The 14020-nt window shown below is 55.6% G+C and carries 15 protein-coding genes and 1 pseudogene; 14 read left to right on the forward strand and 2 right to left on the reverse strand.

Annotated elements, in window-relative coordinates; all coding sequences use genetic code 11:
- The first annotated feature begins 15 nt into the window (after positions 1-15).
- The 7 genes from sdhA to ACTF5F_RS08805 all read left to right on the forward strand — a co-directional run bounded on the left by sdhA (position 16) and on the right by ACTF5F_RS08805 (position 5911).
- The gene (sdhA, locus tag ACTF5F_RS08775; protein WP_438956497.1) at positions 16-1824 is read left to right on the forward strand and encodes a succinate dehydrogenase flavoprotein subunit; all 1809 of its coding nucleotides are present in this window, start codon (positions 16-18) and stop codon (positions 1822-1824) included.
- Positions 1824-2255 carry a hypothetical protein gene (locus ACTF5F_RS08780; protein WP_438956498.1) on the forward strand — a complete coding sequence of 144 codons (432 nt, stop codon included), beginning with the start codon at positions 1824-1826 and terminating at the stop codon, positions 2253-2255. Before sdhA ends, ACTF5F_RS08780 begins: the two co-directional genes overlap by 1 nt.
- Positions 2255-2539 (forward strand): hypothetical protein, encoded by a 285-nt coding sequence (locus tag ACTF5F_RS08785; protein WP_438956499.1) that lies wholly within the window; start codon positions 2255-2257, stop codon positions 2537-2539. Before ACTF5F_RS08780 ends, ACTF5F_RS08785 begins: the two co-directional genes overlap by 1 nt.
- Positions 2540-2727: 188 nt before the next feature.
- Entirely contained in the window at positions 2728-3120 is a 393-nt protein-coding gene (locus tag ACTF5F_RS08790; RefSeq protein WP_438956500.1) for a hypothetical protein, read from the forward strand.
- 39 nt (positions 3121-3159) lie between these two features.
- Positions 3160-4092: a glycosyltransferase family protein gene (locus tag ACTF5F_RS08795; protein ID WP_438956501.1), complete on the forward strand. Its 933-nt coding sequence runs from the start codon at positions 3160-3162 to the stop codon at positions 4090-4092.
- 132 nt (positions 4093-4224) lie between these two features.
- Complete coding sequence (locus tag ACTF5F_RS08800) at positions 4225-5004, forward strand: succinate dehydrogenase iron-sulfur subunit (protein WP_438956502.1); 780 nt, start codon at positions 4225-4227, stop codon at positions 5002-5004.
- Positions 5005-5065: 61 nt separating this feature from the next.
- On the forward strand, positions 5066-5911 hold the full coding sequence (locus ACTF5F_RS08805; RefSeq protein WP_438956503.1) for an urea carboxylase-associated family protein: 846 nt from the start codon (positions 5066-5068) through the stop codon (positions 5909-5911).
- On the opposite strand, the gene deoD is transcribed toward ACTF5F_RS08805, so the two are convergent.
- Entirely contained in the window at positions 5908-6612 is a 705-nt protein-coding gene (gene deoD, locus ACTF5F_RS08810) for a purine-nucleoside phosphorylase (protein ID WP_438956504.1), read from the reverse strand. The two genes, ACTF5F_RS08805 and deoD, sit on opposite strands and share 4 nt — an antisense overlap.
- On the opposite strand from deoD, the gene ACTF5F_RS08815 reads away from it, so the two are divergent.
- Positions 6605-7207: a DUF4329 domain-containing protein gene (locus ACTF5F_RS08815; RefSeq protein WP_438956505.1), complete on the forward strand. Its 603-nt coding sequence runs from the start codon at positions 6605-6607 to the stop codon at positions 7205-7207. The two genes, deoD and ACTF5F_RS08815, sit on opposite strands and share 8 nt — an antisense overlap.
- Before the next feature lie 82 nt (positions 7208-7289).
- On the opposite strand, the gene ACTF5F_RS08820 is transcribed toward ACTF5F_RS08815, so the two are convergent.
- Positions 7290-9257, reverse strand: a complete 1968-nt coding sequence (locus ACTF5F_RS08820) for a methylmalonyl-CoA mutase family protein (protein WP_438956506.1) — start codon at positions 9255-9257, stop codon at positions 7290-7292.
- Positions 9258-9393: 136 nt separating this feature from the next.
- Between ACTF5F_RS08820 and ACTF5F_RS08825 the strand changes: the two genes are divergently transcribed.
- From ACTF5F_RS08825 to ACTF5F_RS08850, 6 genes and pseudogenes are all read left to right on the forward strand, one after another.
- Positions 9394-10782 carry a 1-acyl-sn-glycerol-3-phosphate acyltransferase gene (locus tag ACTF5F_RS08825; protein WP_438956507.1) on the forward strand — a complete coding sequence of 463 codons (1389 nt, stop codon included), beginning with the start codon at positions 9394-9396 and terminating at the stop codon, positions 10780-10782.
- Positions 10783-10904: 122 nt separating this feature from the next.
- Complete coding sequence (gene ccrA / locus ACTF5F_RS08830) at positions 10905-12194, forward strand: crotonyl-CoA carboxylase/reductase (RefSeq protein ID WP_438956550.1); 1290 nt, start codon at positions 10905-10907, stop codon at positions 12192-12194.
- Positions 12195-12499: 305 nt separating this feature from the next.
- Positions 12500-12673: a hypothetical protein gene (locus ACTF5F_RS08835; protein ID WP_438956508.1), complete on the forward strand. Its 174-nt coding sequence runs from the start codon at positions 12500-12502 to the stop codon at positions 12671-12673.
- 12 nt (positions 12674-12685) lie between these two features.
- A pseudogene (locus tag ACTF5F_RS08840) lies at positions 12686-13000 on the forward strand (autoinducer binding domain-containing protein).
- A 21-nt stretch (positions 13001-13021) separates the two neighbouring features.
- The gene (locus ACTF5F_RS08845) at positions 13022-13282 is read left to right on the forward strand and encodes a helix-turn-helix transcriptional regulator (protein ID WP_438956509.1); all 261 of its coding nucleotides are present in this window, start codon (positions 13022-13024) and stop codon (positions 13280-13282) included.
- Positions 13283-13365: 83 nt separating this feature from the next.
- Positions 13366-13995 carry an acyl-homoserine-lactone synthase gene (locus tag ACTF5F_RS08850; protein WP_438956510.1) on the forward strand — a complete coding sequence of 210 codons (630 nt, stop codon included), beginning with the start codon at positions 13366-13368 and terminating at the stop codon, positions 13993-13995.
- The last annotated feature ends 25 nt before the right edge of the window (positions 13996-14020 follow it).

Below are 14020 nucleotides of genomic sequence, written 5' to 3' on the forward strand. Positions count from 1 at the left end.
GCAAGGAACATCTGAATGACAAAAGCATATGAATACGAGACGCATGAGTATGACGTCGTTGTCGTAGGTGCCGGTGGTGCGGGTTTGCGCGCCACGCTGGGCATGGCGGAGCAGGGGCTGCGCACGGCCTGTATCTCCAAAGTGTTCCCGACACGCTCCCACACGGTTGCCGCACAAGGCGGTATCGCGGCGTCCTTGGGCAACATGGGCCCCGACAGTTGGCAGTGGCACATGTATGACACTGTGAAGGGCTCTGACTGGTTGGGCGACACGGACGCGATGGAATACCTCGCCCGTGAAGCGCCAAAGGCTGTCTATGAATTGGAGCATTACGGCGTTCCCTTCTCCCGCACGGAAGAGGGCAACATCTACCAGCGACCTTTTGGCGGTCACACCACTGAGTTCGGTGAAGGCCCACCTGTGCAGCGGACCTGTGCCGCGGCGGACCGGACGGGCCACGCGATACTGCACACGCTTTATGGGCAGTCTGTGAAGCAGCAGGCCGAGTTTTTTATCGAGTATTTTGCGACCGATCTGATCATGTCCGATGATGGTCAGTGTCAAGGTGTTGTTGCGTGGAAGCTTGATGACGGCACCATGCATGTCTTTAACGCCAAGACGACCGTTTTGGCCACAGGCGGTTATGGCCGTGCCTATTTCTCCGCCACGTCTGCACACACTTGCACCGGCGACGGTGGCGGGATGGTCGCGCGTCAGGGTCTGCCTTTGCAGGATATGGAATTCGTTCAGTTCCATCCAACAGGGATCTACGGCGCGGGCTGTTTGATTACTGAGGGTGCGCGTGGCGAAGGCGGATACCTCACCAACTCAGAAGGTGAGCGGTTTATGGAGCGGTATGCGCCGACCTATAAAGACCTTGCCTCCCGCGATGTGGTGTCGCGCTGCATGACAATGGAAATCCGTGAAGGGCGCGGTGTCGGTGCCGATGGCGATCACATCCACCTCCATCTCAACCACTTGCCGCCAGAGACGCTTGATCTACGGTTGCCGGGCATTTCGGAAAGCGCGCGCATCTTTGCGGGTGTCGATCTGACGAAAGAGCCAATCCCTGTATTGCCGACCGTGCATTACAATATGGGCGGCATTCCAACGAACTATTGGGGTGAGGTGTTGAACCCGAACTCCAAGGATGAGGATGCGATTGTTCCTGGCTTGATGGCGGTTGGTGAGGCTGGCTGTGCCTCCGTCCACGGGGCGAACCGTTTGGGGTCAAACTCCCTCATCGACCTCGTGGTCTTTGGCCGTGCGGCCGCGATTAAAGCTGGCGAAGTAGTTGATGCGGACGCACCGAACCCAACCCTAAACCAAGCGTCTGTCGACGCGGCGTTCGACCGGTTTGATAACACGCGCTATGCGAAGGGTGATATCTCCACCGCTGAGCTGCGCCTGTCGATGCAAAAGGCAATGCAGAAAGACGCGGCGGTGTTCCGGACGGATAAGACGCTCGCCGAAGGTGTCAAAGAGATGAACAAGATCGCGGATCAGATGCCGCAGATAAAAGTCACAGATCGGTCGATGGTATGGAACTCCGACTTGATGGAGACGCTTGAACTGGGCAACCTGATGCCCAACGCGTTGGCCACTATTGTTGGTGCTGAAGCGCGGAAGGAAAGCCGCGGCGCGCATGCGCATGAGGACTATCCCGAGCGGGATGATGAGAACTGGCGTAAGCATTCGCTTATCTGGTTCAAAGGCAACAAATCAAAAATCGGATACCGCGGCGTTCACCTGAACCCACTTACCAGCCATAATGAGGGGGGTATCGATCTTAAAAAGATCGCACCTAAGGCGAGGGTATATTGATGTGCGGCATTATTTTGATGGGATGTGCAACCTTGGCGCTGGGTGGCTGCAATTTGGGCAGCTTGACCCCAGTGAACGCCACATTTGAGGAGCAGAGGATACTGATCCCCCAATGTGCGCGAGAGATTGGGGTCCCGTCGGATAGTGCTTTTGTTGTTGAAGAGACCAACGTTGCAGGTGGTGTGGACCTGACCGTTCAAGCGGGACTAAACGTGAGCCAAGACATGGCAAACAAGGTCAATGCCTGTAAGAACGACAAGCTGTTGTCGCTGGCCACGGGCAAGATTGAGAGCATAGACGCCGCGGCACAGTTTACCTCGGTCGGGTATCGCCGACCGAACAGCCTGATGGTGCCGCAGCCGTCCGGCCAATTTTGCCCAGTGGGTCGCGCGGTGATGTTTGCGGGCAGCTCTTACTGTTTGAAGAACTGATGCGTTGGTTCGCGGTTCTTGCAGCGATGGCGGTGACAGCCTGCACACTGATTGACCCCAACCACGCGGCGGACCGGTGTGAAGAGCGGGCGCGCGCCGCTCAAGGCCCTGAAGCATGGGTTGAGATTGGCGCAAACAGTTCGTCAGGCACCTTTGCCAGTGGCAATATTAGCGTCAGCAGCGATTTCTTGCGCGGCCTTGACCCTGTCGCAGTCTATGAGCGATGCGTGTTCGAGCTTACCGGCGAACTCCCCATCCGACCGCCTGTGCTGCGGGATCTTTAGGCGGGCGCACTTGAATGCCGATATACAAGACTGATGTCGGCCTAATTTATTTTTCACATGTTCCGAAATGTGCGGGCACTTCGGTTACAGAGTACCTTTAAGCGCGATTTGGAGCGCCTGCGTTTGAGGATTGGGCATATTTCAGGGATGCCGCTGCTCACCCGTGGACCCACACGTCCCACCAACACGTGACGATAGAAGCGCGGGATCGGCTTTTCCCTCCTTCCTTCTTTGATTTTGAGTTTGCAGTCGTGCGCAATCCGATCAAGCGGCTAGCAAGTGTTTATGGATTCCAAAAGCAAAACCAAAAGACGATTGGGCATCTTACGTCATTTAGCGGCTGGTTGAAACGGTTGCCCAAGGTTCTTGAAGATGCGCCATACACTTTTGATGGCCATGCTCTACCGAAAATTAAGTTCGATTCAGACGAAGTGACCGTGTTTCGTCTGGAAGACGGCTTGGAAGCGGTTGAGCATTGTTTGGACGACAGTTTTGGGGTGTACGCAGGAATGCTCGATTTTTGGGGCATGCCAAGAAAGCGAAGAAGTCCGTTCGGGTTTCAGCAAGCGATGAAGCCTTGATCCGTGAGATTTATCGGGCTGATTTCGAACGATTTGGCTATGATTGACCGGAGACGACCGGTGCGATTGCAGCTTCCTTGCCCGCCACCGTCAGAGAAGGGCGCACGGGGTGATTTCTATTTCGGTCCGTCTCTTGCCGCTGCGTTAGAGCGTCAGGACCATCCAGCATACCTGAGTTTTCAAAGGCGTGGTGACAGTTTGATCGAGCGGTTGGCGCATTTTCGACGAGTGCGCAGCGAATCCTTTCCCGATGACTGTATTGACCTGATCTTGCGTGGAAAGAGATATGCGCGGCCCAAATCGGACCGGTCTGCGCTTATGTGGTTGATTTCGCAAAGCGACACTTTTGGAGAGCGGGAGACGAAGCAGTACGTCCATATTTTTATGGCATCTGAGAAATCCCTACCGCTCGTTCGGTCCATGAACAGTGCGGCGGAGCTTTTATTGCAAGGCACGGATCCGGCGCATTTCTATCCCACGGACGAACTATCTGAGCCATTTGTCGTATTTGTTGGGAACCGAAAAAAGACGGAGCCTCGCCCTATAGTGAAAGCAAGCGTTAGTGCAGGATTCGACGTCAAAGTTCGGCGGCAAAATTGGGACAAGGTGGCCGGCGTCAACTATATGGGGCGTCATGTTCCGAACAGTGAACTGCGGTCAGTCTATGGGGCGGCTGGGGTGGTTTTGAATGACCACTGTGCGGGGATGCGGGAGCATCACTTTGCATCAAACCGCGTGTTCGACGTGCTAGCGACGGGTCGTCCGGTCGTAACGGAACAGATGAACGGCATTCCAGATGAATTGCATGGCGGCATCTACATGTATGACCGCCAACTTGATATTGGCAACGCGGTGCAAAAGGCTATCGGCGCGGACAAAAGGGAATTGCATAGGATTTCTCAGATCGTTCGCGAGCGGCACATTTTTGACAATCGTGCGCGCGTCATATCAGATGTAATCACAAAAATCTGAAATGTGCGCACGTCATTCACAATTGTGATCACTGGATGCAAAAACCTGCGCAAGCGCGGCATTTTGAACGGGAATTTTGCTTGGATTGCCCCCTGAATCAAAGTAGGTTCCGCGTAAGCATTAGGTGAGACCATGGTTCAATTCACACTACCCAAAAACTCTCGCATGGTGGTTGGCAAAACATGGCCAAAACCAGAGGGCGCGACCAATTTGCGGACGGTGAAGATTTATCGTTGGAGCCCTGACGACGATACGAACCCTCGTGTTGATACATACTTCGTCGACATGGACACCTGCGGTCCGATGATTTTGGACGCACTTATCAAGATCAAGAACGAAATTGACCCGACGCTGACCTTCCGCCGGTCCTGCCGTGAGGGGATTTGTGGGTCTTGCGCGATGAACATCGACGGGATCAACACCCTGGCCTGTATCTACGGCATCGATGAGGTGAAGGGTGATATCAAGATCAACCCTCTGCCGCATATGCCTGTCATCAAGGACTTGATACCTGATCTGACGCATTTCTATGCGCAGCACGCCTCCATTATGCCGTGGCTTGAGACCAACTCGAACACGCCTGCGAAGGAATGGAAGCAGTCGGTTGAAGATCGGGAAAAGCTGGATGGCGGCTATGAGTGTGTGATGTGCGCGTGCTGTTCCACATCTTGCCCGTCCTATTGGTGGAATGGCGACAAATACCTTGGGCCAGCGGCCCTTTTGGCGGCGCATCGCTGGTTGGTTGACAGCCGCGATGAGGCGACGGGGGAGCGGTTGGATAACCTTGAAGATCCGTTCAAGCTATACCGTTGTCACACCATCATGAACTGCGCCAAGACCTGCCCGAAGGGATTAAACCCAGCAAAGGCGATCTCTGAGATCAAGGCGATGATGGTGGAGCGGATGGTTTAAGGCTTTTCAGACGCCGAAACTTCCCCCAGAGTTTGCACATCCTTTAAGTGCGTGATGTGCGATGACTGGTCTGAACCCCCCGAATGATGCTGACGCGCGGCGGTCTGTGCCGCCTGTGATTTGTTATCCGACGGAAACCCTCCCGGAGCCGGATATGGCTATGTATGCGCGGTTTCGTGAGCGGTTGGCGACGCTGGATCAAGCAACCTCTGCGCCGCGTGAGGCAGCGGCGATCCGTGTGCCTGCTGGGCATTTCTTGCGGATCAAAAGTGTGGAAGGGCCACAGGTTGGCGATTTGAACCTGTTCAACGCCAACAATCTGAATGAGCGGTTTTATTCTGGAAAGACCCGCGCACTGCACGGCACGCACATTACCACGGGGGAGCGGATGTGGTCGTCTTTCCCGTATTTGCGCCCGATGGCGACCGTTACCGATGATACGCTGGGGTGGTACGGGATGGATACGTTTGGGGGCAGTGTGCACGACGTGATTGGGACACGCTGTGATCCCTATACCGGCAACCTGTTGTCGGGCACGCTGTATCACCATTGCTGCCACTCCAACCTGACGCGGGCCTTGGCAGAGAGTGAGGGGCTATCGCTCACGGAGGCGGAGGCGCTGGTGCATGACGTGCTCAATGTTTTTATGTGCACGGGGTTCACGCGGGACACGGGCCAATATTTCATGAAGGCCAGCCCCGTGCGGCCAGGCGATTATCTGGAGCTTTTTGCGGAGATTGATTTGCTTGCCGTGCTAAGCGCTTGTCCCGGTGGCGATTGCAGCACGACCCATTCAAGCGATGTCGCAAAATGCTATCCGTTGGAGATGGAGGTGTTGAAACCTGTGACCACCGACGGTTGGACGCCGCCGCCGGTGAATGGCTATGACGGGACGCACGGGACCTAGGCGAAGGCCGCTTCCAACGCGATTTCTACCATATCCCCGAAGGAGCGTTCGCGGTCCTTGGATGGTAGGGCTTCGTGCGTTAGAAGATGGTCGCTGACGGTGAGCACGGCAAGGGCGCGGCGGTTGTAGCGGGCGGCGAGGTTGTAAAGCTCCGCACATTCCATTTCGACGGCAAGGATGCCGTGGCGTGTCATTTGTTCGTTGAGGTCAGGGCGTTCGTCATAAAACACATCGGCAGAATAGATGCCGCCGACGTGGACTGGGGAAGGTTTTTTTTCAGCTGCATGGAAGGCTTTGTGCAGAAGGTCAAAGTCAGCGGAGGGGGCGAAGTTTAGTTCCTTGAACATGCCGATGGAGGGTGTGGAAAGTGTGGAGGATGTGGTGGCCAAGATCACATCGCGGATTTTGACCTTTTCCTGCATGGCGCCGCAGGATCCGATGCGGATGAGCGTTTTGGCGTCATAATCCTTGATCAATTCGTTCACGTAGATCGACAGCGACGGCATCCCCATGCCGGAGCCTTGGATCGTGACGTGATTGCCGTTCCATGTGCCGGTGAAGCCCAACATGCCACGCACTTCGTTGATGCATTTAACGTCCTTAAGAAACGTCTCTGCCGCCCATTTCGCGCGGTAGGGGTCGCCAGGGAGCAAGACAGTCTCTGCGATTTCGTCGGGTTTGGCGCCGATATGAATGCTCATCTTGCTTTTCCTTGTGCATGGGGCGTTTGCACGCAAATGTCACTCAATTGCTGCGCTTTGGCAATCGGGCAGAGGGATCATTGGTGCGTTATCTCACTTCATTCTTTTTGGTATTTCGGCCTGTGCGCCGACGGTCAGTGTGCCGACGCTCCCCCAGAAGAGCGGGATGGTGCCCGCGCGTCCGCAGGAACGTTCTGTGATGTCGGCCAGTCAGTGCGCGCAGGAGGTTGCGCTGGTGCGGTCGCTGTTTGCGCAGCTACAGCCCATCTCCATCCAAACCAGCGCGGGGTATTGCGGGCTGATCGGGTTTGATGCGTTTGGAGCGCTGATCGCAACGCGGGCCGAGCGGGGTTATGCGGCGAACTGCGCGATTCAGGGGCAGGGGCGGATTGAAGTTGTGACGGCGTCCTACCATACGCACGGCGCATTCTTGACCGACTTCTTCAATGAATTGCCGAGCGTCACGGATGTCGAAGGTGATGAGGCGGACGGGATTGAAGGCTATATTGCAACGCCGGGGGCGGCGGCTGTGTCACGTCGACAGTTCAGAGCGGGTGATGAGCCAGTTGTGTGGGTCGGGCTGTTTGCCCAGTGATCCACGACTGATCCCAGGCGAGGGTGGGCTGGTCGCGCAGAGCTATACCTATTCAGAGCTGGCGTGGCGGTTGAGCTTCTAGTTACTCCGCCGCCATCGCGCTGGGGTCAACCAAAGTGACGATGTCGCCCATGATCTTGTTGAGCTCAAAGTCTTTTGGTGTGTAGACCTTGGCCACGCCCATCGCGCGGAGCTTTTCAGCGTCTTCATCTGGAATAATCCCGCCAGCGATGACAGGGATGTGGACCAGACCTGCCGCGCGCATCTGATCCATGAAGTTCGCAATCAGTGGGATGTGAGAGCCGGAGAGGATCGACAGGCCGATGACATGCGCCTCATCCTTTTTGGCGGCCTCAACCAGTTCTTCGGGCGTCAGTCGAATGCCCTCATAGGTGATTTCCATGCCGCAATCGCGGGCGCGGGCGGCGATTTGTTCTGCGCCGTTGGAATGTCCGTCAAGGCCCGGCTTGCCAACTAAAAACTTCAGGCGGCGACCAAGCGCTTTGCTGACCGCGTCGACTTGATCGCGGATCTCATCAAGACCTTCGGTGCGGTTTGATGGGTTCGCGCTGACCCCTGTTGGAGCGCGGTATTGACCGAAGACGCCGCGCACAACATTGGCCCATTCGCCGGTGGTCACGCCGACTTTGGCGCATTGGATCGACGGGACCATGATGTTGCTGCCGTCTTTTGCGGCGTCACACAGGCTGGCGAGGGCGCTAGTGACATCCTCTTCATTCCGGTCGGCCTTCCATGCGGTGAGGCGTTTGAGTTGGTCCGCCTCCGCTTTCGCGTCTGCGACCATGATGGCGTCGTCGCCCGCGGTCAGGGGGGAGGCTTCGCCAGCTTGCCATTTGTTCACGCCGACGACCGTTGTATCACCTGTTTCGATGCCGCCGATTCGGTCGGAGTTTGATTCCACCAAGCGGCCTTTCATATAAGCGATCGCCCCAACAGCACCGCCCATACCATCGATCTGCTTGAGTTCAGCGCGCGCGCCGTCCTTGAGAGCGTTCACTTTGCGATCGATTGCTGGATTTTCATCGAAGAGGTCATCGTATTCGAGAAGGTCAGTTTCATATGCCAGAATTTGCTGCATCCGAAGCGACCATTGCTGGTCCCATGGGCGGGGCAGGCCGAGCGCTTCATTCCACGCAGGTAGCTGGACGGCGCGGGCGCGGGCTTTTTTGGAGAGTGTCACTGCCAACATCTCGATCAAGATGCGGTAGACGTTGTTTTCAGGCTGTTGTTCGGTCAGGCCGAGGGAGTTTACCTGAACGCCATAGCGGAAGCGGCGGAATTTTGGGTCTTCGACGCCGTAGCGGTCTTGGCAAATCTCGTCCCAAAGCTCCACAAAGGCGCGCATTTTGCATAGCTCAGTGACAAAGCGGATGCCTGCGTTCACGAAGAAGGAGATGCGACCCACCATCGCTGGGAAGTTTTCGGCAGGTACTTTGTCTTTCAGATCATCCAGAACGGCTGTGGCGGTCGCAAGGGCGAAGGCAAGTTCCTGTTCCGGTGTCGCGCCAGCCTCTTGCAAGTGGTAGGAACAGACGTTCATTGGGTTCCATTTTGGCAGATGCTCACGCGTGTAGGCGGCGACGTCTGTGATCATGCGTAGGGATGGCTCCGGCGGGCAGATGTAGGTGCCGCGGGAGAGGTATTCCTTGATGATGTCGTTTTGCACCGTGCCTTGCAGTTTCGAGACATCAGCACCCTGTTCTTCGGCCACGGCGATATAAAGGGCGAGCAGCCAAGGCGCGGTCGCGTTGATCGTCATGGAGGTGTTCATCTGCTCCAACGGGATATCGTTGAAAAGCGTGCGCATGTCGCCGAGGTGGCAGACCGGGACGCCCACCTTGCCCACTTCACCTGCGGCCAGCTGATGATCGCTGTCATAGCCCGTCTGCGTGGGCAGATCGAACGCCACGGAAAGGCCGGTTTGACCTTTGGCCAAGTTGCCGCGGTAGAGCGCGTTTGAGGCCGCAGCGGTGGAATGGCCAGCATAAGTTCTAAAGAGCCATGGGCGATCTTTCTGCGTCTGCGACATCCGGGACCCCTCGAATCTTAGTGAGTAATTTTATTTCGCAAGTTTGGGTTTACAGGACATTATTGGTCTCTGTCAATTCGCTGCGCTGCGGCATGAGGGGATTTACGCTGCGCGCTTTCCCTGTCAGGGTCGCGCAATGACGCAACCCATCACGATGCCGCTCTGGGCTTTTATCTTGCTCGTCCTGTTTGCGGCAGTCACGCTTGCATCGCATTTCCTGTTTCCGTCGGTCCGCTGGTTCTTTCGCAAACGTGCGGAGCGGTTGGTTGCGCGTCTGAATGAGCGATTGGCGCGGCCGATTGAGCCGTTCAAGCTGGCGCGGCGCTATGACATGATCCAGCGGCTGATTTATGATCCGGCGATTACGGAAGCGGTTGTTGAGCACGCCAACACCTATGACGTGCCTGAGAATGTGGCGTTTGAGACCGCGCAGCGCTACGCGCGGGAAATCGTGCCATCCTTTTCCGCAACGCTTTATTTCACAGTGGGGATGCGGCTGGCGAAATGGATCAGCCGCGCGATGTATCGGATCCGGCTGGGCGCGTTTGACCGCGATGCGCTGGAGAGTGTGGATAAGGATGCGACCGTCGTCTTTGTCATGAACCACCGAAGCAATATGGATTACGTGCTTGTCACTTATTTGGTCAGCCGTGCAGGTGCCTTGTCCTACGCCGTTGGGGAATGGGCGCGGGTCTGGCCGCTGAGTGCGCTCATCAAGATGCTCGGGGCTTACTTCATCAGGCGTAAGTCGCGCGGGCAGCTTTATCGCAAAGTGCTTGCCAGATATGTGCAAATGGCGACCCAGGGGGGCGTGACGCAAGCGATGTTCCCCGAAGGCGGGTTGAGCCTAACCGGTGCGGTTGGGGAGCCGAAGCTTGGGCTTTTAAATTATATCGTGACAGGAAATGATCCGGCGAAGCGCGATGTGGTCTTTGTGCCCGTGGGGCTCAACTATGATCGGGTGTTGGAGGATCAGTTCCTGATCCGCGCGGATTTGACAGGTGTGCGGCGGTTCAGGCCACCCATCATGATAATGGTGGGCGGTGTTCTGCGATACTTCTGGCTGCGGATTAGTCGCCAAATGCGAGGTTTCGGGACGGCATCGGTCGGGTTCGGGACGCCGCTGTCCTTGCGGGAGTTTCGCGACTTGCATGGCGAGGATGAACTGACCGAAGCGGTGGGCGCCGAATTGATCGAGCGTATCCGCGCGGTTGTTCCTGTGCTGTCCGCGCCTTTGGTGGCATCGGTGATCCTTGAACTCGAAAACCCAACGCAGGCGCAGGTTGTTGAGGCAGTGATAGAGAAGCTGAAAGCGCTGAAGAGCAACTCGATGCCACGACCTCGGCGGGATGCGGATGAATTGGTGGCCGATATCCTGAAGCGGTTTGAGCGGCGCAGCATCGTTTCATGGCGGGGCGACACCCTGCAAACGACTGAAACTGGACGCCCTGTCTTGGCCTATTACGCACGATCAGTTGCGCACCATTTCCCTGAAACCACTAAAATTTCTGCAATTGCAAAGTAATTAAATTACAAAAATCACAATCATTGGGTTGCAAAGTTGCTTTAACGTCGAATATCAAGACTTGAATGCATCGATTCTGCGGTGCGGCAATTTTTATAGAAACCTCAATGATGGTGACACTAATGGCTCTGGATCAAAACGCTGCAAGTCATGCATATGATGCGCCAAGCAAAGACCTTTATGAAGTGGGCGAGATGCCTCCGATGGGCCATGTGCCAGAGCGGATGTATGCCTGGACAATCCGTCGTGAGCGTCACGGCGAACCGGATGAAGCGTTCCAGATCGAAGTGGTCGACGTGCCAAAGCCTGATGGGAACGAAGTGCTTGTCCTCGTTATGGCGGCTGGTGTGAACTACAATGGCGTTTGGGCGGGCCTTGGTATTCCGATCAGCCCATTTGACGTCCACGGCGCTGATTTCCACATTGCGGGTTCTGATGCGTCCGGCATCGTTTGGGCCGTTGGTGAGAAGGTGAAGCGCTGGAAAGTGGGTGATGAGGTCATCATCCATTGCAACCAAGACGACGGTGATGATGAGCACTGTAATGGTGGCGATCCCATGAACTCCCAATCTCAGCGGATCTGGGGTTATGAGACGCCTGACGGATCTTTCGCGCAGTTCACATGCGTGCAGTCGCAGCAGCTGATGCGCCGCCCGCAGCACCTGACGTGGGAAGAGAGCGCGTGCTACACGCTGACCCTTGCAACTGCATACCGGATGCTGTTTGGGCACGCGCCGCATGAATTGAAGCCAGGTCAGACGGTTCTGGTTTGGGGCGCGTCTGGTGGTCTGGGTTCTTACGCGGTTCAGTTAGCCAAGAACGCTGGTGCCCATGCCATTGGTGTGATCAGTGGCGAAGACAAGCGTGACTTCGTTATGTCTCTGGGCGCCAAAGGGGTCATCAACCGTCGCGACTTTGATTGCTGGGGGCAGATGCCCACGGTGAATTCCGAAGAATATAAGAAATGGTTCGCTGAAGTGCGTAAGTTCGGCAAGGCGATCTGGGACATCACGGGCAAAGGCAACAACGTCGACATGGTGTTTGAACACCCAGGCGAGGCGACATTCCCTGTCTCCACATTCGTGGTGAAGCGCGGTGGGATGGTTGTGCTTTGTGCAGGTACAACGGGCTACAACCTGACGGTGGATGCGCGCTACATGTGGATGCACCAGAAGCGTCTGCAGGGCAGCCACTTTGCGACCTTGGCGCAGGCAAGTGCTGCGAACCAGCTGATGTTGGAAGAGCGTTTGGACCCTTGCATGTCAGAGTGCTTCGACTGGGATGAGATCCCTGCCGCACACATCAAGATGCGCAAGAATGAGCATAAGCCAGGAAATATGTCCGTGTTGGTTCAGGCCACGCAAACCGGTCTGCGCACCCTGGAAGAGACGATCGCTGTTTCGAAGCGATAATTATTGAAACCTTTTAGTTTCAATGCGTGAGAATTGGGACCCTCCCCTTTTTGGGGGAGGGTTTTTTCGTGAGTATTTTCGTAACAATCAGAATGCTACCATAAGTTGTTAATGCTTAGTTAACGATTTCACTGGAGGTTTGATCTTGGGACATAAGTGGATACTCAACGTGCTGACCGATCTAAGGTTCTTTGCACAGCAAAATCAGTTGGAACTCCTGGCGGAGCAACTCGCGCAAACCGCTAACGTGGCATCGGTCGAAATAGCAACCACGTCCGAGATCGCATCAGTGGTGGTGTGTGGCGATGACGATCACGTTGGATCATTTGCTCGAAGAGCTGGGTCAAACTAAAGAATTCTACGAAATTCAGGACTGGATTCTCAGGCTGCGTGGCTGGCTTGGGGTCGATCAATTTGTCTGTAACTGGGTCAGTGCGAACGGTGAGCAGTTTGGGTTTGGCAGCTACCCGCCTGAGTAGGCGCGGCATTATATCAAGAAGGAATACGTGCGGATCGATCCGGTGATTTTAGGGTGCTTTCACAGATTCCACCCTGTGGATTAGAAGCGGCTTGATTGGTCATCGAAAGCGGCGCGCAGTTTCCGGAAAGATGTGATGGATTTTGGTGTGGGCAATCAGGGGTATTCCGTTCCGATCCGCGGCCCGAATGGCCAATTCGCACTGTTCACAGTGTCGCATAGTTGTTCCAATGAGCTTTCGGCCGATCTGACGGTGATACACCAACGCAGCATCATCCTTATTGCGCATTATCTGAACCAGAAAACGATTGAGATGAAAGACGGATAGCAGGCCCAGCCTCCGTGGCCGTTGTCCCCACGCGAAGTGGACTCCCTGACCTATCTGGCGATGGGGTATGGTCGTGGGCAGGTTGTGGAAATGCTGTCGATCTCTGAACATACGTTGCGCGCATATATCGAAAGTGCGCGGTTTAAGTTGGACGCTTTGAATACGACCCAGGCGGTGGCGCGCGCGTTGAGTGAGGGGCAGATCCTGATGGGCGGTGCGGTGAAGGCTGATGTCAGCAACTGGCCTGGCAAAGAGGACGTCCCGCATCAGGAGGCGATCTGAAAAAGGCGCCGCACGTTAGCTTAACCTCAATTTTATGAGGGTAGATGACCTTCCAATCGTCAGCCGCGATTGGAGGGATGCACATGATCAGATATTTATACGCGGATCAGTGGGATCACTATCCACCGTTGCGCTCTACTATGTTTCTGGACCGGACCGTCCAGTTCAAGGATCGGTTGGGTTGCGTCGTGACGGTGAATGACGCGGGATGGGAACGGGACGAATATGACGCGATCAACCCGCTATATGTGATTTCTGAGACAAAAGATGGTCGGCACGCGGGATCGATGCGATTTTTGCCAACATCCGGTCGCACGATGGTGAATGAGCATTTCTCTCACCTGTCGGATACGCAGATTTCGTCGCCCTTGATTTGGGAATGCACGCGGTTCTGCTTGACACCGGACGCAGGGGCGAAGGTTGCGGCAATCTTGTCATTGGTGGGGGACGAACTGGTCTGCGCTTTTGGCCTGACGCATGTTTTGGTCGTCTTTGATACCCGCATCGTTCGTATCTACAATATGATTGGCACGGCTCCTGAAGTAATTGGAAGTGAAGGTACCGATCGCGACAAAATTAGCGTTGGTCTGTGGTCTTATCGGGAACAGCACAGCCAGCGTGTACTGCGGCGCGCGGGCATTTCGTCAGAACTGTCTGAGGCTTGGTTTGATTGTTCGTTCGAGCCAGAAATTAGTTTGCGAAAGGCCAGCTAATCCGCTGGTGACTGCTACGTTGGGC

This window comes from Cognatiyoonia sp. (assembly GCF_965661665.1).
Classification (GTDB): Bacteria; Pseudomonadota; Alphaproteobacteria; order Rhodobacterales; family Rhodobacteraceae; genus Cognatiyoonia.

Excerpts from the sequence above, each read along its gene's own strand:
- ACTF5F_RS08850 (WP_438956510.1), top strand. The coding sequence starts at position 13,366 with ATGATCAGATATTTATACGCGGATCAGTGGGATCACTATCCACCGTTG.
- ACTF5F_RS08815 (WP_438956505.1), top strand. The coding sequence starts at position 6,605 with ATGCTCATCTTGCTTTTCCTTGTGCATGGGGCGTTTGCACGCAAATGT.
- deoD (WP_438956504.1), bottom strand. The coding sequence starts at position 6,612 with ATGAGCATTCATATCGGCGCCAAACCCGACGAAATCGCAGAGACTGTC.
- ACTF5F_RS08805 (WP_438956503.1), top strand. The coding sequence starts at position 5,066 with ATGACTGGTCTGAACCCCCCGAATGATGCTGACGCGCGGCGGTCTGTG.
- ACTF5F_RS08825 (WP_438956507.1), top strand. The coding sequence starts at position 9,394 with ATGACGCAACCCATCACGATGCCGCTCTGGGCTTTTATCTTGCTCGTC.
- ACTF5F_RS08800 (WP_438956502.1), top strand. The coding sequence starts at position 4,225 with ATGGTTCAATTCACACTACCCAAAAACTCTCGCATGGTGGTTGGCAAA.
- ACTF5F_RS08785 (WP_438956499.1), top strand. The coding sequence starts at position 2,255 with ATGCGTTGGTTCGCGGTTCTTGCAGCGATGGCGGTGACAGCCTGCACA.
- sdhA (WP_438956497.1), top strand. The coding sequence starts at position 16 with ATGACAAAAGCATATGAATACGAGACGCATGAGTATGACGTCGTTGTC.
- ACTF5F_RS08835 (WP_438956508.1), top strand. The coding sequence starts at position 12,500 with ATGACGATCACGTTGGATCATTTGCTCGAAGAGCTGGGTCAAACTAAA.
- ccrA (WP_438956550.1), top strand. The coding sequence starts at position 10,905 with ATGGCTCTGGATCAAAACGCTGCAAGTCATGCATATGATGCGCCAAGC.
- ACTF5F_RS08820 (WP_438956506.1), bottom strand. The coding sequence starts at position 9,257 with ATGTCGCAGACGCAGAAAGATCGCCCATGGCTCTTTAGAACTTATGCT.
- ACTF5F_RS08795 (WP_438956501.1), top strand. The coding sequence starts at position 3,160 with ATGATTGACCGGAGACGACCGGTGCGATTGCAGCTTCCTTGCCCGCCA.
- ACTF5F_RS08780 (WP_438956498.1), top strand. The coding sequence starts at position 1,824 with ATGTGCGGCATTATTTTGATGGGATGTGCAACCTTGGCGCTGGGTGGC.